The 24,491-nt window shown below is 62.2% G+C and carries 23 protein-coding genes; 10 read left to right on the top strand and 13 right to left on the bottom strand.

Annotated elements, in window-relative coordinates; genetic code table 11:
- Positions 1–71: 71 nt before the first annotated feature.
- Together PCO31010_RS13845 and PCO31010_RS13840 are read right to left on the bottom strand one after the other, a co-directional pair.
- Entirely contained in the window at positions 72–473 is a 402-nt protein-coding gene (locus PCO31010_RS13845; RefSeq protein ID WP_039403682.1) for a c-type cytochrome, read from the bottom strand.
- 46 nt (positions 474–519) lie between these two features.
- Positions 520–834: a c-type cytochrome gene (locus PCO31010_RS13840; RefSeq protein WP_370855785.1), complete on the bottom strand. Its 315-nt coding sequence runs from the start codon at positions 832–834 to the stop codon at positions 520–522.
- A gap of 332 nt (positions 835–1,166) precedes the next feature.
- Between PCO31010_RS13840 and PCO31010_RS13835 the strand changes: the two genes are divergently transcribed.
- From PCO31010_RS13835 to PCO31010_RS13820, 4 genes are all read left to right on the top strand, one after another.
- Positions 1,167–2,009, top strand: a complete 843-nt coding sequence (locus PCO31010_RS13835; RefSeq protein ID WP_046291474.1) for an AAA family ATPase — start codon at positions 1,167–1,169, stop codon at positions 2,007–2,009.
- A gap of 13 nt (positions 2,010–2,022) precedes the next feature.
- Positions 2,023–3,198, top strand: a complete 1,176-nt coding sequence (locus PCO31010_RS13830) for a vWA domain-containing protein (protein WP_150660489.1) — start codon at positions 2,023–2,025, stop codon at positions 3,196–3,198.
- A 153-nt stretch (positions 3,199–3,351) separates the two neighbouring features.
- Positions 3,352–4,548 (top strand): benzoate/H(+) symporter BenE family transporter, encoded by a 1,197-nt coding sequence (locus PCO31010_RS13825; RefSeq protein ID WP_150664785.1) that lies wholly within the window; start codon positions 3,352–3,354, stop codon positions 4,546–4,548.
- 79 nt (positions 4,549–4,627) lie between these two features.
- On the top strand, positions 4,628–4,972 hold the full coding sequence (locus tag PCO31010_RS13820) for a DUF2322 family protein (RefSeq protein WP_150664784.1): 345 nt from the start codon (positions 4,628–4,630) through the stop codon (positions 4,970–4,972).
- Between the two features lie 154 nt (positions 4,973–5,126).
- On the opposite strand, the gene PCO31010_RS13815 is transcribed toward PCO31010_RS13820, so the two are convergent.
- The 5 genes from PCO31010_RS13815 to PCO31010_RS13795 form a co-directional block, all read right to left on the bottom strand.
- A complete protein-coding gene (locus PCO31010_RS13815) occupies positions 5,127–5,969 on the bottom strand; it encodes a class I SAM-dependent methyltransferase (RefSeq protein WP_039399362.1) in 843 nt (280 codons plus the stop codon).
- A gap of 116 nt (positions 5,970–6,085) precedes the next feature.
- Entirely contained in the window at positions 6,086–6,622 is a 537-nt protein-coding gene (locus PCO31010_RS13810; protein ID WP_150664783.1) for a DNA-deoxyinosine glycosylase, read from the bottom strand.
- A 5-nt stretch (positions 6,623–6,627) separates the two neighbouring features.
- Positions 6,628–7,224, bottom strand: a complete 597-nt coding sequence (locus PCO31010_RS13805; protein ID WP_150664782.1) for a chorismate--pyruvate lyase family protein — start codon at positions 7,222–7,224, stop codon at positions 6,628–6,630.
- Between the two features lie 224 nt (positions 7,225–7,448).
- On the bottom strand, positions 7,449–9,335 hold the full coding sequence (gene htpG / locus PCO31010_RS13800) for a molecular chaperone HtpG (protein WP_150664781.1): 1,887 nt from the start codon (positions 9,333–9,335) through the stop codon (positions 7,449–7,451).
- Positions 9,336–9,623: 288 nt separating this feature from the next.
- Complete coding sequence (locus PCO31010_RS13795; protein WP_150576700.1) at positions 9,624–11,069, bottom strand: aminotransferase-like domain-containing protein; 1,446 nt, start codon at positions 11,067–11,069, stop codon at positions 9,624–9,626.
- Between the two features lie 281 nt (positions 11,070–11,350).
- On the opposite strand from PCO31010_RS13795, the gene PCO31010_RS13790 reads away from it, so the two are divergent.
- From PCO31010_RS13790 to PCO31010_RS13770, 5 genes are all read left to right on the top strand, one after another.
- Positions 11,351–11,722, top strand: a complete 372-nt coding sequence (locus PCO31010_RS13790; protein WP_150664780.1) for a DUF2917 domain-containing protein — start codon at positions 11,351–11,353, stop codon at positions 11,720–11,722.
- A gap of 142 nt (positions 11,723–11,864) precedes the next feature.
- Positions 11,865–12,551: a VOC family protein gene (locus PCO31010_RS13785; RefSeq protein ID WP_150664779.1), complete on the top strand. Its 687-nt coding sequence runs from the start codon at positions 11,865–11,867 to the stop codon at positions 12,549–12,551.
- A 77-nt stretch (positions 12,552–12,628) separates the two neighbouring features.
- The gene (locus PCO31010_RS13780) at positions 12,629–13,525 is read left to right on the top strand and encodes a DMT family transporter (protein WP_150664778.1); all 897 of its coding nucleotides are present in this window, start codon (positions 12,629–12,631) and stop codon (positions 13,523–13,525) included.
- Between the two features lie 141 nt (positions 13,526–13,666).
- Positions 13,667–14,857 carry an aminotransferase-like domain-containing protein gene (locus tag PCO31010_RS13775; RefSeq protein WP_150664777.1) on the top strand — a complete coding sequence of 397 codons (1,191 nt, stop codon included), beginning with the start codon at positions 13,667–13,669 and terminating at the stop codon, positions 14,855–14,857.
- A gap of 63 nt (positions 14,858–14,920) precedes the next feature.
- On the top strand, positions 14,921–15,376 hold the full coding sequence (locus tag PCO31010_RS13770) for a RidA family protein (RefSeq protein WP_150664776.1): 456 nt from the start codon (positions 14,921–14,923) through the stop codon (positions 15,374–15,376).
- Between the two features lie 73 nt (positions 15,377–15,449).
- Here PCO31010_RS13770 and PCO31010_RS13765 read toward each other — a convergent pair whose 3' ends face one another.
- Positions 15,450–16,727, bottom strand: a complete 1,278-nt coding sequence (locus PCO31010_RS13765; protein WP_150664775.1) for an MFS transporter — start codon at positions 16,725–16,727, stop codon at positions 15,450–15,452.
- A gap of 131 nt (positions 16,728–16,858) precedes the next feature.
- On the opposite strand from PCO31010_RS13765, the gene PCO31010_RS13760 reads away from it, so the two are divergent.
- Positions 16,859–17,779 carry a LysR substrate-binding domain-containing protein gene (locus tag PCO31010_RS13760; protein WP_150664774.1) on the top strand — a complete coding sequence of 307 codons (921 nt, stop codon included), beginning with the start codon at positions 16,859–16,861 and terminating at the stop codon, positions 17,777–17,779.
- A gap of 19 nt (positions 17,780–17,798) precedes the next feature.
- Here the strand turns inward: PCO31010_RS13760 and PCO31010_RS13755 are convergent, their stop codons facing one another.
- The 5 genes from PCO31010_RS13755 to PCO31010_RS13735 form a co-directional block, all read right to left on the bottom strand.
- Entirely contained in the window at positions 17,799–18,251 is a 453-nt protein-coding gene (locus tag PCO31010_RS13755; RefSeq protein ID WP_150664773.1) for a CopD family protein, read from the bottom strand.
- 11 nt (positions 18,252–18,262) lie between these two features.
- Positions 18,263–20,599, bottom strand: a complete 2,337-nt coding sequence (parC, locus tag PCO31010_RS13750; protein ID WP_150664772.1) for a DNA topoisomerase IV subunit A — start codon at positions 20,597–20,599, stop codon at positions 18,263–18,265.
- A gap of 254 nt (positions 20,600–20,853) precedes the next feature.
- Positions 20,854–21,810 carry a lytic transglycosylase domain-containing protein gene (locus PCO31010_RS13745; protein ID WP_150664771.1) on the bottom strand — a complete coding sequence of 319 codons (957 nt, stop codon included), beginning with the start codon at positions 21,808–21,810 and terminating at the stop codon, positions 20,854–20,856.
- Positions 21,791–22,198, bottom strand: coding sequence for a DUF4399 domain-containing protein (locus tag PCO31010_RS13740; protein WP_150664992.1), 408 nt, complete (start codon positions 22,196–22,198; stop codon positions 21,791–21,793). The genes PCO31010_RS13745 and PCO31010_RS13740 overlap by 20 nt, the downstream gene beginning before the upstream one ends.
- Before the next feature lie 162 nt (positions 22,199–22,360).
- Positions 22,361–24,340 (bottom strand): DNA topoisomerase IV subunit B, encoded by a 1,980-nt coding sequence (locus tag PCO31010_RS13735; RefSeq protein ID WP_150664770.1) that lies wholly within the window; start codon positions 24,338–24,340, stop codon positions 22,361–22,363.
- Positions 24,341–24,491 lie beyond the last annotated feature (151 nt).

The following is a 24,491-nucleotide window of genomic DNA, read 5'->3' as shown; positions in this document are numbered from 1 at the left end:
ACAAGAGCACGAAAGCAAACGACGGTTGCCTTGACAGCAACCGTCGTTTTTTCGTGCAGACGTCGAAACGCTTACTTTTTCGTCACGAGATCGCCGGGCAGCGACTCGATGTAAGCGGAGATGTCCTTCAGCTCCTGCGACGTGAACGGACGCGGCTTGCCGTCCTTGTCGAGCGTCGCCGGATTCGACATGACCTGCGTCTTCATAATGGCGTTGCTGCGGCCATACACCAGACTGTGTTCGTTCTGGTACGCACGCAACGCGTTATAGACGTAATCCGCGTACTGACCAGCCAGCTTCGGGTATTCCGGGGTGATCGGCGCGTTCAGGTTGGCGCCGTGGCAACTGGCGCACATGCCTTTGTCGACGAGCGCCTTACCGTTGGCGATATTGCCCGCGGCGACTGCGTTGCCGCTCGTTGCGGCGAGCATCGCGCCCAGCGTCAGGGACACCGCCGCAGCGGCCTTTGCCATCGAATGCATCGAATGCTTCATCGTGTTCTCCTCAGCCACGCACGTTTTACTTCTGGGGATTGACCGGCGTCGACGCCGTCTGCGCCGCGTAGTACGCGGCGATGTCGACGATGTCCTGTTCGGTCAACGTGGCTGCGATGCCATGCATCGTCTGGAACTTGCGATCGCCCTTCGCGTATTCCTTCAGGGCGTTTTCGATGTACTTCGCGTTCTGTCCGCCGATCTTGGGGACGTGATACACCTCGGGGAACGCGGTGCGATAGTCGGCAATGCCATGGCAGCCAATGCACATGGCCACCTTGCTCTTTGCCGCCTCCATATCAGGCTTGAGTTCGGCCGCATGAAGGGCGCTGACCGACATGAACGACGTGCTGCCAAGCGCCAGCGCCATCATCGTGAGGAACTTTTTCATGGTCTTCTTGGGAACGTTTTTGGTTGGAATACCGGCCCGCAACACGCAGATCGACATCCCGGCTCCAAGGCGGTCGACCTGTGAAAAAAGCAATCGATTGTAACCCACACCCTCCGAGGCGCAAACTCGGTGCTGACCCGCACAGTTCTCCGAAGTTTTTTCGCAAGCCATTGATGTCAATGCACATTTTCAACGTGCGAGCGAGCCATATGCGCAATGTCTTATACTGAACTTTTTCCCTGCCCGGCCGGTTGGCCGGCTGTTTGCGGACGGCTCTGACAATGCGCTTTGAAGGCTCTTCCCAATACGTCGCCACCGACGACCTCAAGCTCGCCGTGAACGCGGCGGCCACGCTGCAACGACCGCTGCTCATCAAGGGCGAACCCGGCACCGGCAAGACCATGCTCGCCGAGGAAGTGGCCGCAGCCCTCGATATGCCGCTGCTGCAATGGCACGTGAAGTCCACCACCAAGGCGCAGCAAGGGCTCTACGAATACGACGCGGTCTCACGGCTGCGCGATTCGCAACTGGGCGACGAGCGCGTTCGCGACATCGCCAACTACATCGTCAAGGGCGTGCTCTGGCAAGCGTTCGAGGCCGACCAGCCGGTCGTGTTGCTGATCGACGAGATCGACAAGGCCGACATCGAATTCCCCAACGATTTGCTGCGTGAGCTCGATCGCATGGAGTTCTACGTCTACGAGACGCGAGAACTGGTGAAGGCCCGCCACCGTCCGCTCGTCATCATCACGTCGAACAACGAGAAGGAGCTGCCCGACGCCTTCCTGCGCCGCTGCTTCTTCCACTACATCAAATTCCCGGAACCGGCGACGATGCAGTCGATCATTGACGTCCACTTCCCGAACATCCGTCGCGAACTGGTCAACGCCGCCATGGCGACGTTCTTCGAAGTGCGCGAGATCCCGGGCCTGAAGAAAAAGCCGTCGACATCGGAACTGATCGATTGGCTCAAGTTGCTGATGGCCGAGGAAATCGGCCCGGAAGCGCTTCGCAGCGCCGACAACAAACTGGCCATTCCGCCGCTTGCGGGCGCTTTGCTCAAGAACGAGCAGGACATGCACCTGTTCGAGCGGCTCGTCTTCATGAATCGCGCTAACCGATAAGCGCGCCCACGTCATGCTGATCGACTTCTTCTACACCTTGCGCGCGGCAAAACTGCCGGTCTCGGTCAAGGAATACCTGACGCTGCTCGAAGCACTTCAGCGTCAGGTGATCGCGCCCTCGCTCGACGAGTTCTACTATCTGGCGCGCCTCTCGCTCATCAAGGACGAGAAGCACTACGACAAGTTCGATCAGGCGTTCGGTGCGTACTTCAAAGGCGTACAGCAAATCGTCGACGCCTCCGGTGAAGTGCCGCTCGACTGGCTCAAGAAGCGGATGCAACGCGAGTTGTCCCCCGAAGACAAGGCGCGTATTCAGGCGCTGGGCGGACTCGATAAGCTCATGGAACGCCTGAAGCAACTGTTCGACGAGCAGAAGGGGCGGCACGAAGGCGGCAGCAAGTGGATCGGCACGGGCGGCACATCGCCGTTCGGCAATGGCGGCTTCAATCCCGAAGGCATCCGCATCGGCGGCGAGAGCAACGGCAATCGCACCGCAGTCAAAGTATGGGATCAACGTACGTACCGCGACTACGACGACACCGTAGAGCTGGGCACGCGCAACATCAAGGTTGCACTACGCCGTCTGCGTAAGTTCGCGCGCGAAGGGGCGGCCGAAGAACTCGATCTAGACGACACGATTCGCTCCACTGCGGCCAATGCTGGCTGGCTCGATCTAAAGCTGGTGCCCGAGCGTCACAACAACGTGAAGGTGCTGATGCTGCTCGACGTGGGCGGGTCGATGGACGATCACATCGCGCGCACGGAAGAACTCTTCTCGGCCGCGAAGTCGGAATTCAAGCATCTCGAGTTCTACTATTTCCACAACTGCGTCTACGACTATCTCTGGCGGCAGAACCGCCGACGTCACAACGAGCGATTCGAGACGTGGGACGTGCTGCGCAAATATCCGGCCGACTACAAGCTGATCTTCGTGGGCGATGCGACGATGAGTCCGTACGAAGTTCTGCAACCGGGTGGCTCCGTCGAGTACAACAACAAGGAAGCGGGCGCGGTCTGGCTGCGTCGCTTCATCGACCGGTATCCGCATCACGCGTGGCTCAACCCTGAGCCGGAAGCCATTTGGCAATATCGTCAGTCGATTTCGGTGATCCGCCAGCTCTTTGCGAATCGTATGTATCCGATTACGCTGGCGGGGCTGGAATCGGCCATGCGGGTCCTAAGCAAGTAGCCCGGAAATCCCCGCGTCACGGCAGATACTCCGCAGATACACGGCAGATGCACGGCATAGCGCGCGCCGTCCGCACACAACGGCACGCCGCACAATGCGGCAGAACCGCAGTACATCACAACAACAACGCAACCAAAGAGACAGCACGCCACCATGACGTCGAGCACCACTTCCCTGCCCCCGCTGCGCCCGCTGGCGGACACGTCGCCATCGGCCATCGTGGCCGGCTTCGTGGCGATGATGACCGGCTACACCAGCTCGCTCATCCTCATGTTTCAGGCCGGACAGGCCGCCCATCTTACGCCGGCGCAAATCTCGTCGTGGATCTGGGCGCTGTCCATCGGCATGGGATTGACGACCATCGGGCTATCGCTTCGCTACCGCACGCCCGTTGTTATCGCGTGGTCGACGCCGGGTGCTGCCCTGCTGATTACGTCGCTACCGGGTGTGCCGTACGGTGAGGCCATCGGCGCGTTCATCGTCTGCAACGCGCTCATCGCAATCTGCGGACTGACGGGGGGCTTCGAGACGATCATGCGGCGCGTGCCGCCTGCGTTGGCGTCCGCGCTGCTGGCGGGCATTCTGTTTCGCATCGGACTGGAGATTTTCGTCGCCGCGCAGCACCAGACGGCACTCGTACTCTCCATGTTCTTCACGTACCTCATCGTCAAACGACTCGCCTCGCGCTACGCCATTTTGTTGGCGCTGATCGTGGGCACAGCCGTTGCCGGCGGACTGGGCCTGCTCGATTTCAGTCACTTCAATGTGTCGCTGGCAAAGCCGGTATGGACCACCCCGTCGTTCTCGTTGTCGGCGACGATCAGCATCGCGATCCCGCTGTTCGTGGTGGCGATGGCGTCGCAGAACGTTCCCGGACTCGCCGTCCTGCGTGCGGATGGTTACAACGTCCCCGCATCGCCGTTGATTTCGACAACCGGCATTGCGTCGGTACTGCTCGCGCCGTTCGGCTCCCATGGTATCCATCTTGCGGCCATCACGGCGGCCATCTGTACAGGGCGCGAAGCGCATGAAGACCCCGCGAAGCGCTATACGGCAGCAGTGTGGTCGGGCGTCTTTTACCTGATCGCCGGGACATTCGGCGCGACCATTGCTGCACTGTTTGCGGCGTTTCCGAAGGCACTGGTCGTCTCCATTGCAGCACTGGCCCTGTTCGGCTCGATCATGAACGGACTGGCGAATGCCATGCACGACATGAAGCAACGCGAAGCCGCGCTTATCACGTTCATGGTGACCGCCTCCGGATTGACGCTGCTCTCCATCGGGTCCGCCTTCTGGGGACTGATCGCCGGGGTGGTAACGCTGGCGATTCTGCAATGGCGACGCACCTGATCCCGCCTGGGCCGGAGTGATAACATTCGGCCCGCAACGATTTCAATTCATCTGACGTAACCGCAGGAGCAGTACAACCATGGCAGTCATCGAACCGACCCCGGTGTTCAAGGAAAACCTCGCCCAGATGGCCTCCATCGGCAGCATCGAAGGCATCGCGCGCATCGACCTGCGCAATGCCAGTGGCGCCGTTGTGGGCACCATCGAAAATGCACCGGGCAAGCAAGGCTCGCTCGCCGTCTACCACTATCTCAAGCAAGCCTTCGGCACGCTCGACGCCAAGGCTGCCGAGCATGCCCTGGCAGTCTTCGGTGAGCATACCGCAGACGCGCGTAACCGCCCCGGCGCTCACCCGAACGTCGACCGCCTGCTGGCGATCGTCGCCGGTGGCGAGGCGCTGACGATCGACGAAGTCGCCGCCTGAAGAAGTCACCGCCTGATGCAGGCGGTTGCACGGTCCCGACGCTTAGGGACCGCACGTCGCGCAAAAGAAAAAGCCAGCCTCTCGGCTGGCTTTTTTACGTCTGCCGCAAATTGCGGCTTCTGCGATACGGCGATGCGTAGCTACGCGGACAACGTCAGACCGTCAGTACCGGACCGCCGTCGCCATTCTTCTCGCGAAGTTGCTTGACCCAACGCTTTGCAGGCAGGCCGGTCGCGGCTTCCACCACCTTGGCGCGCGCTTCCACGTCCTTCCATTCCACCGACAACAGCGGACCGTTGAACGCCAGCACGATGACGTTGCCGTCATGCACTTCCGGGAATTCGATCACGCGATTGTCGAACGCCTGACGCAGACGACGGATGTTCTTCGGATAGCTGTCGTGATCGCCAAAGAGGTTCATCGTCAGCATGCCCGGCTCGCGCAACGTGGCACGGCACGCCTTGTAGAACGCCGGGGTGTCATGGACCGGGCCGCGCGCGGTGGCGTCGTACAGGTCGATTTGCAGAACATCGACAGCACCGTGATTTGCTGTATCGGTGACGTAGTCCCACGCGTCCGCTTCCAGCACCTTCAATCGACGCGAATCGCTCGGCAGATCGAACATCGTGCGGGCAGCGACGACCACCGCCGGGTTCAGCTCAACCGCCGTCACTTGCGTGCGCGGGAATTGCTTGGCCGAGAACTTCGTGATCGAGCCGGTGCCAAGGCCCAGTTGCACCACGTGCTTCGGTGCACGCATGAACAGCAACCACGCCATCATCTGCTGCGCGTATTCCAGCTCGATACGATCCGGCTTCGACAGACGCATCGCCCCTTGCACCCATTCCGTGCCGAAATGCAGGTAACGCACGCCACCGATTTCAGAGAACGTCACCGGCGCGAAACGCGGCTTGTACGTGGGACGCGGTGAACGGGCGGCACGGTCGTCGGCGACGAACGCTTCGGCTTCGATGGATTTGCGTTTGATGAGGGTCATGTGTCCTTCAGTATTGCTCGGGATATTCCGATGGGTTCGCATTGTACCGGGTTCACGCGCTTCGCCTGTCGGCGACACGGTTCTCCCCTACGCAAGCGCGACGTTTCACGTCGCCTTCAGTGAGCAGATGAGACGTCCGGCGTTCCCAGCCAGTCCCGCAGCACTAGCCAGGCGTCGCGTTTGGTCGCGAACGGGATCGTATAGGCGGGGCTGCTCGACGGTAGCAGCACAACCGGCAACGGCACGTTGCCCTGGGCGAGTGCACGCTGGCCGATGCGCGCCGCGGTGCCACCATTGAAAGCGACCGCTCGCAGCGACGGCAAGGTGCCGATCAGGCCCGCGAGGTCGCTGCCCGCATGCAAGCGGATGTTGCTATCGAGACTGCCCTCGCGACGCGCCTCTGCCACCACATCCCAAAGCCCCACGCCGTGTGCGCGCAGCACATCGAGGCGTGCATCGTAAGGCAGCGTCGGCAGGGATTCGCCCAGAACCTCGCCCACCAGATGCCAGAAACGATTCTGTGGATGCGCGTAGTACTGCTGGTGCGCGAGCGAGACCTCGCCGGGCAAACTGCCGAGGATCAGGACACGCGTGTTGGCGTCCACCACCGGCGGAAAGTTGCGTTTGAGTTGGAGCGCGGACGGCGTCGGCATGGCGCTCAATCGCTCACCGTCTCGCCATGCGAGGCTTGCAAACGACGCCAGAAGCGCGGCAGAAACGCCTCAGTGACGAGCAGCGGCGCACCGTGACGCAAGAACACCGAACGACGCGCCCACAACCGTGCGCGCGGATTGGTACCCATGAGCGGGTCCCGTGCATCGCGTCGCGCACGACCGTGCAACAGATGGCGTGGGCCGAGCGGACTGGACACCAGCACGGAACGCGTGACAGTCGGATCGTGATAGAGCAGATCGGCGAGCGGACGGGTACGCAGGCGACGCATCGCCTGCCAGATCGAACGGCTATGCGTGAGCGGCGTGACGCTGTGCGCCACTACGACCGGCTCGTCGTCGACCAGCAGGATGACGTCGCGTGCCCACATCGGCGTACGCAACGGCACGCCAATCGCACGGCATTGATCTGCGTCGGCGGGCATTACCCGTTCGGCCACCACCCGCACGCTCACGCGGCCGAGCGTGGACAAATGACGCGTGAGCGCACCGCCCCGGGTCAACCAGTCCTTGTGACGACGCGACAGCGCCGGTGCCGGGACAGCCTGCCAGCGCCGCCCGCTTACATCAAATCGGAAAGTCATGGCTCGGCATTATAAAGGTGCAACGCGTCGGTGCGCCGCTCACGCGGCCACCGTCTGCCGCGCACTCCGCCCCCCGCAAACAAAGGCCCTGCCGACCATTGCCGGATTCCATCAGACAAGAAAAAGCCCCCGCGACATTACGTCACGGGGGCTTTCATCGCTACGCGGATAACACTACGCAGACGGCGTTACGTCAAAACGGCTCCGTCGTCTGCGCTATGCAATCAACGTGCAGACAGCAGCAACGCGTTGGTACGCTTCACGAACGTCGCCGGATCTTCCAGATTGCCACCTTCGGCCAGCAACGCCTGCTCGAACAGGAGTTGTGTCCAGTCGGAGAGGTCGGCGCTCTCGGCCGTGAGTCGCTTGATCAGCGCATGCTCCGGGTTGATCTCGAGAATCGGACGGAACTCCGGCATCTTCTGACCGGCCGCCTTCATCAGGCGTTGAAGCGTGCCGCTCATGTCGTTCTCGTCGGACACCAGACACGACGGCGAATCGGTCAGACGGAACGTCACCCGCACATCCTTGGCCTTGTCGGCGAGCACTTCCTTCATCTTTTCGACGAGCGGCTTGAGGTCGTCGCTGGTCTTCTCCTGCGCTTCCTTCTCGCTGGCATCTTCCAGCGAACCCAGGTCCAGATCACCGCGCGCCACGCTCACGAGCGCCTTGCCGTCGAACTCATGGACGTACGAGAGCATCCATTCGTCCACACGGTCGGTCAGCAGCAGCACTTCCACACCCTTCTTGCGGAACACCTCAAGATGCGGGCTGTGACTTGCGGCCACCCAGTTCTCCGCCGTCACGTAGTAGATCTTGTCCTGACCTTCCTTCATGCGGCTGACGTAATCGGCCAGCGAGACCGTCTGCTCGGCCGTATCGTTATGCGTGCTCGCAAAACGCAGCAGCTTGGCGATGCGTTCGCGGTTGGCCTGGTCTTCGCCCGTGCCTTCCTTGAGGACCTGACCGAATGCGCCCCAGAACTGCGTGTACTTATCCTGCTGGTTCTCTGCCAGATCTTCCAGCAGACCGAGCACGCGCTTCGCGCACCCTTCGCGGATGGCCTTCACGTCGCGGCTTTCCTGAAGGATTTCTCGCGAGACGTTCAACGGCAGATCTGCCGAATCTACGACCCCGCGCACGAAGCGGAGGTAGTTCGGGAGGAGTTGCTCCGCATCGTCCATGATGAAGACGCGCTTCACGTACAGCTTCAGGCCACCTTGCGAGTTGCGATCCCACAGGTCGTACGGCGCGTGGCCGGGCACGTACAGCAGTTGCGTATATTCGCTGCGACCCTCTACGCGATTGTGCGTCCATGCCAGCGGCGCTTGCATGTCGTGCGCGATGTGCTGGTAGAACTGCGTGTATTGCTCGTCGGTGATCTCGCTCTTGCTGCGGGTCCACAACGCGCTCGCCTGATTGACGGTCTCGTCCGTCTCGGCGGTGACCATCGCCTGCTTTTCTTCGTCCCACGACTCGCCGCGCATCACGATCGGCAACGAAATGTGGTCCGAATACTTGCGGATGATCGATTGCAATTGCCACGACGACAGCAACTCGTCTTCGCCCTCACGCAGATGCAGCGTGATGGCGGTGCCGCGCGGCGCGCGCTCGATGGTCTCGACCGAGAAGTCGCCCTCGCCTGCCGACGACCAGCGCACGCCCTCCGCGGCGGGCAGCCCGGCGCGACGCGATTCGACCGTCATGCGGTCAGCGACGATGAAGCCCGAGTAGAAACCCACACCGAACTGACCGATGAGGGCCGCGTCCTTCTGCTGATCGCCGGACAGGTTCGAGAAGAATTCCTTGGTGCCGGACTTGGCAATGGTGCCGAGGTGCTCGACGGCTTCATCGCGGCTCATGCCGATGCCGTTGTCCTCGATGGTGACGGTGCGGGCGTCCTTGTCGAACGACACGCGAATCTTGAGTTCCGGATCCTGCTCGTACAGCGCTGCGTTGTTGATCGCTTCGAAGCGCAGCTTGTCGGCGGCATCCGAGGCATTGGAGATCAGCTCGCGCAGGAAGATTTCCTTGTTGCTGTACAGCGAATGAATCATCAGTTGCAGAAGCTGTTTGACTTCTGCCTGAAAGCTCATGGTTTCTTGCGCCATGGTCGGGAACCCTCATGAATCGGTGAGATGGATGGAATGTCCGGCGTGTCAGCCTGGACCGCCGCCGGGCGCCTTGCGCGCGCTGCCGCAACGGCGGTACAGGTCGGAACATAGGGACGGGCGACGCGCATTTCAAGGCCGCCAGCAAGGTTATTTCAGCGCTATTTTGCTGACGATCGGGCGAAGTTGGCGGGAAAAGCGGCAAGACCCGGCAAAAGCCCAAAGCATGCGCACGAATACGGGCGTACAGGTCACCGTCGCCAGCGGCTCATGCAGCCTTATGCCGCTTTATGCCGCCAACTCCAATTGCCGCGACAGGAATGACAACATGGACGGATCGCTGCAGCAGGCGATATTCATGCGCATCCACGTGCTGGGGGCCTGACGCGGCGAGAACAACGCCCCCGGCGCAAACAGGAAACCGGCCTCGTGCCCGGCGGCCGCAATGGCGTTGGTGTCGATGCCGGTATCGGCCCAGAAGAACATGCCTGAGGTGGGTTCGCCGAACATACGCAACCCCATACGCTCCAGATTGCGTCGGGCGCCGTCGCGAACCTCGTCCAGACGGGTACGCAACCGCTCCACGTGACGTCGGTAATGCCCTTCGGTCAGCGCTTTGTAGACGATACGCTCGTTGATTTCCGGCGTGGTCGACCCCGACAGCATCTTGTGGTCGACGAACGTCTTCGCCAACTCCGGAGAGCAGGCGACGAACGCCACACGCAAATTCGCCGCGAGGGTCTTCGAAAAGCTCCCCAGGTAGATCACGCGCTTGAGCTGATCGAGACTTGCCAGACGTGCCACCTGCTGATGTGGCGGACACAAATCACAGTAGATATCGTCTTCCAGCACCATGAAGTCGTACTGCTCGGCGAGACGGAGAATCTGGAATGCGCGGGCGGGCGTCAGCGAGGTGCCCGTCGGGTTCTGCAGAATCGAATTCAGAATGAGCAGCTTGGGACGGTGCTGCTGCACGAGCCGCTCCAGCGCCTGCATGTCGAGGCCGTCCGGCGTGTAGGGCACGCCTATCGTATTGGCACCCTGTGACGCGATACGGCCGAACACGACGAACCACGCCGGATCGCCGACGAGTACCGTATCGCCAGCACGTACGTACAGCCGCAACAAGAAGTCCACGGCCTGCGTAATCCCTGACGTCAACACGATCTGGTCGGGCCGCGCGCCGATTTCAAGCTCCGCGAGTTGCGTCTGGAGTTGGACACGTAGCGGCAGAAAGCCGAGCGGATTGCCTGCCTGGAGCAGATGCGCGCTCGACTGGCGGCTCATCGAACGCATGGCAGACGTCATCATGTCCGCGTCGAGCCACGTCGCAGGCAGATACCCCATGCCCGGGCCGCGCTCGGGCGCCACCTGATGCAGCATGCTGCGCACGAGCCAGGCGACGTCGAGCGGCCCTTGCGTAACCATCGGTGCAGCCGCATTTTGCGGCGGCATAACCGGTCGCTCGCGTACGTAGAAACCGGAGCCGCGTCGGGCTTCGAGATACCCCTGTGCCACCAGTCGCTCATACGCTTCGACAACGGAGAAACGCGAAACACGTTTGTCTTCCGCCAGCGAACGGATCGACGGCATACGCATGCCCGGCAGGAAAACCCGCTCCTCAATACGCAACCTTGCCCAGTGCACCAACTGATCGACAAGCGTCATTCGCGCGGTGTCCAGCGCGGCGTTGTCCGCAAGAATCAGCGGAGAAATGCGGTTCGTTGTCGTCATCGTCATTCACCTGTGTCGCGCTCCGGCAAGCCACGCGAGATGCGCATCACGCGCAGGTCGTGCCCGCGCGTGCAGTTTGTTTCGGGGGCAGCGATCGGCGCACCCCACCCGGTTGACAGCCACATCTGCATAGAAGTGTCTGCCCCTACCGGTCATGGAACGCCACTCTACGCCAGCCAGTTTCCCTGTCAACTCATAACTGTACCGAGAATTACCTCACGATCTGTATCGGTACTGTACCGGAGTTAACCGATAAAGTGTCCTCTCTACTGGAGACCGCCATGCGTGAAATCCGACTCTTCGAACTGGACCGGGAACAGACTGTCGTCTGGCAGAGCCCGGCTGCCGAACCGCCGCAGTCGCTGCAAGTGTTGCAGGGCCTGCTCTGGCTCACCGTGGAAGGCGAGCCGCACGACCATTGGCTGCGTGCAGGCGAGAGCTTCGAGATTCGCGGCGGGCAGCGCGTGTGGCTGGGTACTTGGCAGGAAGGCGCGCGCATGCGTGTGAGTCAGCCTGCAAAGACGCTTTCCGCGTCTGGCAGCGGACGCGCACTGGGTACCGGATTGCGGCTGGTGTGGCGCAACGTTGCGGTGCGCCTGGCTAATCGTACGAAGCGGGCCGACGGGACGGTAGCGCGACTCTTGCGCGGGTAACTCCGGCAACGCTGGACGCGCAGATCGTGCTGCGGACCGCTCCGCCGGACTTGCCGACGCGGGCCTCGGAAGACGCGGCATCGACGCGCAGGCAGAGTAAGCTATCGTTTTTTGTCGCCCGTCTTTGCTGCCCGAAGCGAACATGACCGCACCTCACGCCCTGAAACTGGACCATCTTGTCGTCGCCGCAGAAACGCTGGAAGCGGGCGAAGCGCACGTCATCGAGCAACTTGGCCTCACGGACGTCGTGCCGCAACGCGGCGGTAAGCACGCGCGCATGGGCACGCACAACAGTTTGCTAGGTCTGTGGGGCGGTGCCTATCTCGAGATCATCGCCATCGATCCGGAAGCCCCCGCGCCGAGTCGTGCGCGCTGGTTCGGACTCGACGACGAGACCGTTCGGGAGCGCCTCGCGCGCGGCCCGTACCTTGCGCACTGGGTGGCGCGCGTCGATCGTCCGCGTTCGCTGCCGCGCTGGCAGGCACAGTATCCGCAACGTCTGGCGCCGGTCGTGGCGATGCAGCGCGGCGCACTGACCTGGCAGATCGGCGTGCCCGACGACGGTAGCCTGCCGTCGTGGCAAGGTGTGGGGCAGGGTCTTCTGCCTACGCTGATCCAGTGGGATTCGCCGCAACACCCGGCAGATGCGCTGCCGTGCGCGGATTGCGCCGTCACCACGCTGCGTGGATTCCATCCGCAGGCAACGGTGATCGCAGAACAATTGCAGTGGCTGGGTGCCGATGCCCTCGTCAACGTCGAAGCGACGCTGGTCGAGCCGTCGCTCGCCGCAGAAATCGAAACTCCCAACGGCCCACGCACCTTGCGTTAGGCCACAACCGACCCCAACGCCCGACACAGTGCATGGCGGGCGGACAACATAGCAACAGAGAACCACGAGGCGACACCATGAATTCGCGCGAATCCCGGGGCATGCTGATCGGATTGATCGGCGTGCTCATCTTCAGTCTGACGTTGCCCATGACGCGCATCGTCGTGGCGGAGGTCAATCCGCTGCTTAACGGACTGGGACGCGCGCTGGTGGCGGCCGTCTTCGCGGGCGCGCTGCTCTGGTGGCGCAAGGAACCGTGGCCGACGTGGTCGCAAGTCAAGAGCCTGGCCATCACCTCGCTCGGCGTGATCATCGCCTTCCCCGTTTTCTCGGCGTGGGCCATGAAAACCATCCCCGCGTCTCACGGGGCCGTGGTCAACGGCCTGCAACCGTTCTTCGTCGCGATCTACGCATATTGGCTGGGCGGCGAACGCCCCTCGCGTGGCTTCTGGGTGTTTGCTCTGCTCGGCAGCGCCCTCGTCGTTGCCTTCGCGCTTCGCGCCGGTGGCGGTAGCCTGCATGCGGCGGACGGACTGATGCTGCTGGCCGTCGTCATCGGCGCGCTGGGTTATGCAGAGGGCGGCAAGCTCGCGCGCGACATGGGCGGCTGGCAAGTGATCTGCTGGGCACTCGTAGTCTCCGCGCCGGTGTTGCTGGTGCCGGTCGGCTGGCTTGCATGGCAGCAGCCGTGGCCTGTAAGCGGCAAGGCCTGGGGCGCGTTCGCCTACGTCACCCTCTTCTCGCAATTCATCGGCTTCTTCGCCTGGTATGCCGGTCTCGCCATGGGCGGAATCGCGCGCGTGGGCCAAGTACAATTGCTTCAGATTTTCTTCACGATTGCGTTGTCCGCCCTCTTTTTCGGCGAACAAGTCGATGCGGTCACCTGGCTGTTTGCCGCCGGTGTCGTGCTGACCATCGCACTCGGCAAAAACATGAAGATCGGCGCCTCGCGACTCACGGGCAAACCGGTCTGACGACACGTCGCGGCGCATGCGATCCCTGCGCCGCGACGTGTCAGCCCCCTGACGTTGCGCCTGCCTTCACGCGCCCGGCACCCGCAACGCTCGTTACTCGCGGCCGCTCAGAAAAGGCCGCACTCTCAAAGCGAGACCATCATGCACGATTGGCAATATTCCGAACGCGCCCGCAATCTGACCAGCTCGGCCATTCGCGAAATTCTCAAGGTAACCGAGCGCCCGGACGTCATTTCATTTGCTGGCGGCCTGCCCTCGCCCGCCACGTTTCCCGTCGCACAAATGCGTGCCGCCGCTGATCGCGTCCTGACCGAATCGCCGCAAGCGGCACTGCAATACAGTGCGACGGAAGGCTTCGCACCCTTGCGCGAATGGGTCGCCAAGCGATACTCACGCGACGGTCTGACGGTTGCGCCTGAGAACGTACTAATCACCACCGGCTCGCAACAAGGCCTCGATCTGATCGGCAAGATATTCATCGACGAAGGCAGCCGCGTCCTTGTCGAGGCACCGAGCTATCTCGGCGCACTGCAATCGTTTTCGCTGTTCGCACCGAAGTACGTGCCGGTGCCGACCGACGATCACGGCCTCCTGCCCGAGGCACTGACGCCGGAACTGGTGGCGGGCGCACGCTTCCTGTACGCGATGCCGAACTTCCAGAATCCGACGGGACGACGCCTGCCGATGGCACGCCGCGAAGCGCTGGCCGCCATCGCCAAACGCGACGGACTGGCCATCATCGAAGACGATCCTTATGGCGAACTCGATTACGAAGGCCAGCGTTTGCCGAGCCTCATGTCGCTCGCACCGGAGCACGTTCTGTACATGGGATCGTTCTCCAAGGTGCTCGCACCCGGGTTGCGACTCGGTTTCATCATCGGCCCGAAGGCGGTGATCGCCAAGCTCGTGCAGGCCAAGCAGGCTGCCGATCTGCATACACCCAGCCTGACGCAACGCATCGCGTACGAAGTGGTCAAGGACGGCTTTCTCGACACGCACATCCCGTCGATTCGCACGCTCTACGCCGCACAGGCGCAGGCCATGCTGGCTTCGCTGAAGAATCACATGCCGACCGACGCCACGTGGACCACACCCGCGGGCGGCATGTTCATCTGGTTGACATTGCCCGCAGGCATCGACACCATGCAGTTGCTGGAAAAAGCGATCGCACAGAATGTCGCGTTCGTGCCCGGCGCGCCCTTCTATGTGGGGACGCCGCAATCTAATACGCTTCGACTGTCGTTCGTCACGGTGCCGCCCGAGAAAATCGAAATCGGTGTCGCGCGTCTTGGCACGCTGATCGCCGATGCGCTCACGCGCCGCGCCGCCTGACCCGCCATCGGAATCGATGATCCCCGATTTTGTTCAATTAACGAATTTGCAAGGAAGCCGTACATGTCCGTCTACGACAAACTGAAGCAACTGGGTATCGAACTGCCGTCGTCCGCCGCCCCCGCCGCCGCTTACGTGATGGCCGCACAGACCGGCAACACCGTGTTCCTCTCGGGCCACCTGCCCAAGAAGGACGGCAAGATCTGGACCGGCAAGCTCGGCAAGGATGTCAGCGTCGAAGACGGCAAAGCGGCCGCTCGCGCTACCGCCATCGAACTGATCGCCACGTTGCACGCCCACACGGGCGACCTGAACAAGGTCAAACGCATTGTGAAGCTGATGAGCCTCGTGAACTCGACGCAGGAATTCACCGAGCAGCATTTGGTAACGAACGGCGCATCGGAACTGTTCGGCGAAGTGTTCGGCGAGGCTGGCAAGCACGCCCGCTCGGCCTTCGGCGTGGCGCAGATTCCGCTGGGTGCGTGTGTCGAGATCGAACTGATTGCCGAACTTGCCTGACGGCATCGCGGCATACGACAACAGCCACCCGAGGGTGGCTGTTGTTTTATGTGGATGCGTGTGCCGGTAGCGGTTACGCGATGGCAGCCGGTTTTCCCGTCCCATACGCACGACGCATGGCGATCGCAACACCCAGCGACAGCACCACCGCCACCGACAGCAACGCGACCACGCCATGCCAGCCGTGCGACTTGAGCATGACGCCCGAGAAGCTGCCCAGCAGGCTGGACCCCAGATAGTAGAAGAACAGATACAGCGCGGACGCAATCGCTCGCCCTTCCGTGGCGCGTCGGCCGACCCAACTGCTCGCCACGGTGTGCGCACCGAAGAAGCCGAACGTGAAGATCGCCAGACCGATCACCACGCCGGACACCTGCGACGCGAGCATCGTGAAAAGCCCCACCATCGCCAGTGCAACAAGCGCCCACAACAGACGGGGGCGTCCCACGCGATCTGACAGCGGCCCTGCGATGAACGACCCGACGACGCCGATCAGGTACATCGTGAAAATCGCGCCGATGGCCGCATGCGGCAGATGAAACGGCGGTGCCGACAGATAGAACCCGAGATAGTTGTAGACGCTGACGAAGCTGCCCATCATCAGACCCGCGAACAGGTATAGACCGAGCAACGCGGGGTCGCCCAGATGACGGCGCGCATGTCCGAGTGCTTCGCGCACCGTCATATGACGCGGAGTGAAGCGACGCGAATGCGGCAGGCTCCGGGCAAACTCAAGGCCCATGGCAAGACACACGAGGCCGATCAGCCCCACCGACACGCGCCACGAGAACATGTCGGCGACAAATGCCGCCATCACTCGTCCGGCCATCCCGCCAAGGATGTTGCCGCCGATATAGAGTCCCATCGACATGCCGAGCGAGCGCTGATCGATTTCCTCGCTCAGATACGCCATGGCGATGGCCGGTAATCCGGACAAGGCCAGTCCCTTGAGCGCCGCCAGAATCACGATGGTCTCGAAGTTCGTCGAGAATGCGCTGGCCAGCGTGAGGACGGACGAGCTGAGCAGTGCAATCGTCATCATTCGCTTGCGGCTCACGCGATCGGCCGCGACACACGTCACGAGCAAACCGAGCGCCATCATCATCGTGGCCGCAGAAACGGACCAGCTGGCCTGCGCCGGGCTAATGCCGAACGTGGTCGTCAGCAAGGGCAGCAACGATTGCATGCAGTAAAGCTGCGCGAACGTCGAAAAACCACCGAAGAACAGGGCGCGGCTGATGACGGCGTATTCGCGCGTACCGCGCGCAACGCCCGCCGGTAGTTTGAGGGAAGACGCACTACCGGCGGACGCACCGCCGGAAGACAAAGGTAGGGAGTTGGTTGATGCCATGACGCTGGCTCGCCTCGCGCGAACCAAGGGTGAAATGTATACGACGAATGATAGGTTTGCCGTTACCTCGCGTCCAATATATATTTAAGCCTTATTTCTATATATAAAACAGATCAATCGAGGCCTGAGGTATGGAACTGCGTCACCTACGCTACTTCGTGACCGTCGCCGAGGAACTGCATTTCAGCCGGGCCGCGCAGCGCCTTAACATCGGGCAGCCGCCGCTATCGATGCAGATCCGGGCGCTTGAGGATGAGTTGGGCGTGCCGCTCTTCGAGCGCTCGCAACGACGCGTCTTCCTGACACCGGCCGGACGTGCGTTTCTTGTGCGTGCGCGCCAGATTCTTGCCGATGCCGAAGCAGCTCGTCTCGAAGTGCAGCAAATCGCCGGGCTCGATGCGGGCGAGTTGCGTATCGCGTTCACGACGTCGGCGCCCATGACGAACGTGATGAAGCGCGTACTGACGACCTACCGTCAGCGTTATCCGCGTGTGACGCTGACGCTCAGCGAGGCACCGTCGGAGCACCAACGCGAAGCCCTGATCGAACGGACGCTGGACATCGGCCTGCTTCGCCAGGCAGAGAACGCACCACCGGTGGCAGGGCTCAGTTTCGAGACGTTGATCGACGAGGCGCTGGTTGTCGTCCTGCATCAGGGCCATGCGTTGGCAAAGCACGCCAGCGTGTCGATTGCCGATCTGGCCAACGAAGCGTTCATCATGCATCCCAACGGCGTGGGGACGGCAGTCGACGGGCAGATTCGGAGGATGTGCGAGCGCGCGGGTTTTACACCGCGTGTCGTTCAGGAGGCGCGCGAGTCGACGACCATCGTCGCCCTCGCGGCAAGTGGATTGGGCGTTGCCGTGCTACCGGCCGCCGTGCGTTGCATTCAGATCGAAGGCGCGCACTTCATGGACTTCAGCGAACCGGATGCGCACTCGGCGCTGCTACTCGGCAAGCGCCGCGACGACAACAGCCCGCTCGTGCAAGCGTTCGTCGCCCTGTGTCATGAGGTGGCCGGGACCGTCGACGACGGAACCCGGCCAGTCTGAATCACCGCGATCGCCGAGATCAGCCGCGAAGCGACGCCGCCAGTCCGATCACAACGATACCCAGCACGAGATTCAGAATCACGAGACGACGAATACCGTTGACGGCTGCCGCGCCGTCCGGCCACGACTGCGCCTGCACGGCCCGTTGCAACCGCGGGAAAAGTGCGAAGCGAATGTGACCGAAGACAAGCATCATCAGCACGCCGATCCCCGCCATGGCATGCACAGGCCAGCGGGCATGCAAACCGCCCATGCCCATCATCATGTGCCCGCCGGACAGCAGGATCAGCACGATGGCAACGCCCACCCACGTGAAGAACCGTGTGAGCGCCGCCTCCCACAATGGCAGACGCTGCTGCGGCGACAACTCCGATGACGCTGGCCGCAGACAGGCCAGCGCAAAGAACATCCCACCGATCCAAACGGCCACGCTGACCAGATGCAGGAACAGACTGAAGGCGTAAACGCTCATGCGGGACTCCGTCAGGATGCCTTCGGCGCGGCCGGCAACACCGGCTCGAGCGAACGCGGTTTGAACGTCGCAAACTTCACATTCGGCGAACGGCCCTTGCGCGCACGCTTGCCGATGTTCGGTGCGAGCGATGCGCCCGACAGCGTCTCGGACTGAATCTTGCCACCACGCACTTCGCCATACACCGTCACGCCCGCCTCGCTGATCGGCACGACCGACACCAGCGTCTGCTTGGCTTCAAGACCGATCAACGTCACGCCGCGTCCACCGCCTGTGAGCGCCTTCATTTCGTCCATGCCGAACACAAGCAGACGCCCGTCGCTCGACAGACACGCGACTGCACTGGCGCCCTGCCAGATCGGCGTCGGTGCGAGCGGCTCAGCCCCGTCGTCGATGGTCATGAACGACTTGCCTGCCTTCACGCGGCTCACCATATCGCCGAGCTTGGTCGTGAAACCGAAGCCGGACGACGTCGCGAGCAGCAGCGGCTGATCGCCGGAGGCTGCGTAGTAATGCAGCAAACGCGAACCCGATTCCAGTTCGATCAGCGACGTCAGCGGCACGCCATCGCCACGGCCGCCCGGCAACTGGGCTACGGCCACCGAATAAACGCGCCCGTTGCTGCCCCACGCGATCAGCGGGTCGACGGTGCGGCATTCGAACGCGCCATACAAGGCATCGCCCTGTTTGAACGAGAATCCTTGTGCGTCGAGTCCGTGCCCCTTGAGCGCACGCACCCAGCCCTTGGCCGACACCACGACCGTCACCGGCTCGTCGACCACGCGGGCTTCCGCGACTGCACGCTTCTCTTCCTGAATCAGCGTGCGACGATCGTCTCCGAACTGCTTCGCGTCGGTTTCGATTTCCTTGATGATCAGACGCTTCATCGTGCTTTCGTTGGCGAGCAGATCTTCGAGCTTCGCCTTCTCGTCGCGCAACGACGCCAGTTCCTGCTCGATCTTGATCGCTTCCAGACGCGCCAACTGACGCAGACGAATTTCCAGAATGTCTTCCGCCTGCCGCTCGCTCAGCCTGAACGCGCTCATCAGCGCGGCCTTCGGCTCGTCGGACTCACGAATGATGCGAATGACTTCGTCGATATTCAGGAAGACGATCATCCGGCCTTCGAGAATATGAATACGGTCGTCGACCTTGCCCAGACGGTGACGCGTGCGACGCGTGACCGTCTCGAAGCGGAAGCCGATCCACTCGGTAATGATGTCGCGCAACGACTTCTGGCCCGGACGTCCGTCGGCGCCCACCATCACGAGGTTCACCGATGCGCTCGACTCGAGACTCGTATGCGCGAGCAGCATCGTGATGAATTCTTGCTGATCGATGCGGCTCGACTTCGGCTCGAACACCAGACGCACGGGGGCGTCTTTACCGGACTCGTCGCGCACGGCGTCGAGCATGGCCAGCATCGACTGCTTGAGGTTCTGTTGCTCCGGCGTAAGCGACTTCTTGCCGAGCTTGACCTTCGGGTTGGTCAGTTCCTCGATCTCTTCGAGTACCTTCTGGCCCGACGTATTCGGCGGCAGTTCATACACCACTGCCTGCCACTGGCCGCGCGCCATTTCTTCGATCTTCCAGCGCGCGCGCATCTTGAGGCTGCCGCGTCCGCTTTCATAAGCGGCGCGAATCTCGGCTGCGCTCGAAATCAGTTGCCCGCCGCCGGGGAAGTCCGGTCCCTGCACGTGAGTCATCAACTCAGCGTCGTCCATCTTCGGATTGCGGATCAACCCCACAGCCGCCGAAGCCACTTCGCGCAAGTTGTGCGACGGAATTTCCGTCGCGAGACCCACGGCAATGCCCGACGCGCCGTTGAGCAGCACGAACGGCAAGCGCGCAGGCAGCAGGCGCGGCTCTTCGGTCGAACCATCGTAGTTCGGCACGAAGTCGACCGTGCCTGCATCGATTTCGTCGAGCAACAGCTTGGCGATCGGCGTCAGGCGGGCTTCCGTGTAACGCATGGCTGCCGCGCCGTCGCCGTCGCGTGAGCCGAAATTGCCCTGACCGTCGATGAGCGGATAACGCATCGAGAAGTCCTGCGCGAGACGCACCAGCGCGTCATAAGCAGACTGGTCGCCGTGCGGGTGGAACTTGCCGAGCACGTCGCCGACGACGCGCGCCGACTTGACCGGCTTAGCATCTGACGCGAGGCCCATTTCGTTCATCGCGAACAGAATGCGGCGCTGGACCGGCTTCTGGCCGTCGCAGACGTCCGGCAGTGCCCGGCCCTTGACCACGCTGATCGCGTAGTCCAAATAAGCGCGCTCGGCATACGCGCCGAGCGTTAGCGTGTCGTCATCCGACGGTTGCGTAAAGAGATCTTCTACTTGTTCCATAAAACCTGTGGGTTTGCTGCGAACGTTTGATGAGAGTTCGGGTGGACGTTGACCGCGAGATCATACCAAGCTCACCGGCACAATTTGGCAAAAACGCGTCCGAATGACAAAGCAAGACGTGATTTCGGAGCGACGGCCATCGAAATTGCCGACATTCCACGCGGATTTCGGAGAATTCTGAGCCGACCACCGAACGACACGCGGGACCTCGAGGGCGATTCCGAAGACGCCGCCAAGCGGCGTCAACCGATACCTCAGTCCGTGGTCGGCGGTGCAGACAGTGTCGATGCAGCCGAATCGCGTATCGACGCGTTCGGCATGGTAGCAGGCACGACGGGCAGGCCCTGCGGCGCGCCCAGAATGACGTGAATGCGGCCGTCGCGCGATCCGTTGACCCGCGCGTTGCCAATCTTCCCGCCGCCCCCGCTCGCGCGGATCACGCCATTGCCCGGCGCAGCGTCGCCCCCCTCCGGGTTGAAGCGTCGGTAGAGTTCAAGCACGGCCGCGACATAATCGCGCGTCTCTGCATACGGCGGGATCTGATCGGCGTGGCGTGCCACGGCCCCCTCACCCGCGTTGTACGAGGCGAGCACGAGCTCGAGACGATCGGGATAACGCGCCTGCAGATCACGCAGATAACGGGCACCTGTCAGCACATTGGTACGCGGATCGGTGAGTTTGTCGGCAACGGTGCGGCGCGCATCGGCCCGCAAGCCATAACGCTCCCCGGTCGTCGGCAGCACCTGCATCAGACCGACGGCGCCTTTGGGCGATACCGCATCGCTATCGAAACCCGACTCGGCCGCGATGACCGCTTTGAGCAAGGCCGCGTCGACATGAAACTTCTGCGCCGCCTGCGCAATGACGGGTGCGAGCTTTTTCAGATTGGGATGTCGGGCCAGCGCATCGTACAGACGCGAGCGGTCTGCACCGGTGACGGCACCGCCCTGCTGCTGTGCGCGCAGATCGACGCTACCACCATTGCCACCGCTACTCACCACGAGCCGATAGCGCGCATCGAGCTTGCGTGCCGCGAGATGTGCGACACCGTTCTCGTCGACGTAACCGTAGAGTTCGGCGTGCGCGAGAGGCGTCGCGACAAGCAGCGCGGCTGCCAGCGCGGGCCCTGCGAGTTGCCGCAGAGAGAGCTTTCGGCGCAGCGCCTGGAGGCGCTGCGCCGTCGAAACCTGATTATTGCTGACCTTTGACATGCACCTTGATCGTCTGGCTCATGGCCGGACCGTACGAGCGATGGGCACCGTCGGCGAATTGCATCGTCAACGTGTGATCGCCCGGCGTCAGATTGACGCTCGTTTCGGTCTGACCTTTGCCGAAATGCAGGTGTGTGTCGTCGGTAGGAACGACCTGACCTGCCGGAATCGAATCGCCGTCGATGATGAGATGGTGATGACCGGTATTGGGCAACACCTCGCCCGCCGGTTTGATCGCCATGCCTTCGACGCCGAACTGAACCTTTACGGGATTGGATACCGTTGCGCCGTCCGCAGGGGCAACGAAGAAGACGCGCGGCTGGGCCGACTGTGCCAAGACGGTGGCGCTTGCGCCCGCAAGCAACATCGGCACGAAAATGCAACGCATAGAACGCAACATAACGCGACTCCCGGAAGGGTGAAGGGTGGATTATCCCACTATGTGAGCACTCACGCTGGTTTGCCCTGCGTGAGTGCGACTTCGCTACGCTTCAAGTGCTGTACCTACAGTACCGACGCCGCGCCTGCAGTCCTTCCCGTATTGTCAGGCTCAGATGTCGGCTTCTACTTCATTGCCCTTGGCTTCAAGCCAGCTGCGGCGTTGTGCCGCCTCGCCCTTGCCCATGAGCATGTTCATGCGCGCCACGGTCGCGTCGAAATCCAGATGGCCGAGCGCCACCGGGCTCAGACGGCGCGTGTCGGGATTCATCGTCGTTTCCCAAAGCTGTTCGGCACTCATTTCGCCCAGGCCCTTGAAGCGGCTGATGGACCATGCGGTTTCGCGCACACCGTCCTTGCGCAGCTTGTCGAGAATGGCTTCGAGTTCGCCTTCGTCCAGTGCGTAGAGCTTCTGTGCGGGCTTCTTACCGCGCGCAGGCGCATCGACGCGATACAGCGGCGGACGCGCCACGTACACGTGCCCCGTGGCGATGAGTTGCGGGAAGTGACGGAAGAACAACGTCAGCAGCAGCACCTGAATGTGCGAACCGTCGACGTCTGCATCGGAGAGGATACAGATCTTGCCGTAACGCAGATTGGACAGATCGGGCGTGTCGTTCGCGCCGTGCGGGTCGACACCGATCGCCACCGCGATGTCGTGCACTTCATTGTTGGCGAACAGGCGATCGCGCTCGGTCTCCCACGTATTGAGGACCTTGCCGCGCAGCGGCAGAATCGCCTGAAATTCCTTGTCGCGGCCCATCTTCGCCGAGCCGCCGGCCGAGTCGCCCTCGACCAGGAACAGTTCATTGCGGGTGATGTCTTCGGTCTCGCAATCGGTCAGCTTGCCCGGCAAAACGGCCACGCCCGAACTCTTCTTCTTCTCGATCTTCTGGCCAGCGCGCGTACGAGCCTGTGCCTGACGAATCACGAGTTCGGCGAGCTTCTTGCCATGCTCGACGTGATGGTTGAGCCACAGTTCCAGCGCAGGGCGCGTGAACGACGACACGAGCCGCACGGCGTCGCGACTGTTCAGACGCTCCTTGATCTGCCCCTGGAACTGCGGATCGAGCACCTTCGCGGAGAGCACGAACGACACGCGAGAGAACACATCTTCGGGCAGCAACTTCACGCCCTTGGGCTGAAGGTTGTGCAATTCGATAAAGCCTCGCACCGCCTGGAACAAACCTTCACGCAGCCCCGATTCGTGGGTGCCGCCAGCGGGCGTGGGAATCAGGTTGACGTAGGACTCGCGGACCTGCGCGCCATCTTCCGTCCAGGCCACGACCCACGCAGCGCCTTCGCCTTCGGCAAAGCTGTCTTCGTCACCCTCGGCAAAGCGCTCGCCTTCGAAGAGCGGAATCAGCGGCTCTGCACCGCCGAGCGATTCGACGAGATAACCCCGCAGGCCGTGCTCGTAGAACCACGTCTGCTCTTCACCGTTCTTTTCCTGACGCAGCGTGACGCGCACGCCCGGCAGCAGCACCGCCTTCGAGCGCAACAGACGCTGCAGTTCGCCCAGCGGCAATGTCGGGCTGTCGAAGTATTTGGCATCCGGCCAGACGGTCACGCGCGTGCCGCTCTTCTTCTCGCCGCGTTGCGATGCACGCGAGTGAAGCGCCACGTTGACGTTGCCACCGTCTGCGAATTCGAGTTCCGAGACCTGACCGTCGCGCCAGACGGTCACGGCCAGCCGGGTCGCCAGGGCGTTCGTCACCGACACACCAACGCCGTGCAAGCCACCGGAGAAGGTATAAGCGCCGCCAGCGGCCTTATCGAACTTGCCGCCTGCGTGCAGGCGCGTGAACACGATTTCCACCACCGGCACACCCTCTTCCGGGTGAATGCCGACAGGAATGCCACGGCCGTCGTCCTCGACGCTGACCGAACCGTCTTTGTTCAGGGTGACGAGAATCTGCTTGCCGTAACCGCCCAGCGCTTCGTCCGAAGCGTTGTCGATGACTTCCTGAATGATGTGCAGCGGATTCTCGGTGCGGGTGTACATGCCCGGGCGCTGCTTGACCGGCTCAAGGCCCTTCAGGACCTTGATGGACGCTTCGCTGTACTGGGCAGGCGTATTTTTTTTCGACATAGCGTGACTGAATTGGGGTACGACGCCCGGCGCTTATCCACATTTCCTGTGGACAACCACGGGGAAAACCCATTAACACATGACAAAAGTGACGCCGGATCAACGACTTGTGTTGCGGCGCCCACATAATGGGCACTTCAAATGGGCACTT

Origin of the sequence: Pandoraea commovens (genome assembly GCF_902459615.1) — a bacterium.
Taxonomy (GTDB): domain Bacteria; phylum Pseudomonadota; class Gammaproteobacteria; order Burkholderiales; family Burkholderiaceae; genus Pandoraea; species Pandoraea commovens.
The sequence above is the reverse complement of the archived record's forward strand: the minus strand, read 5'-3'. Positions and strand labels throughout refer to the sequence as shown.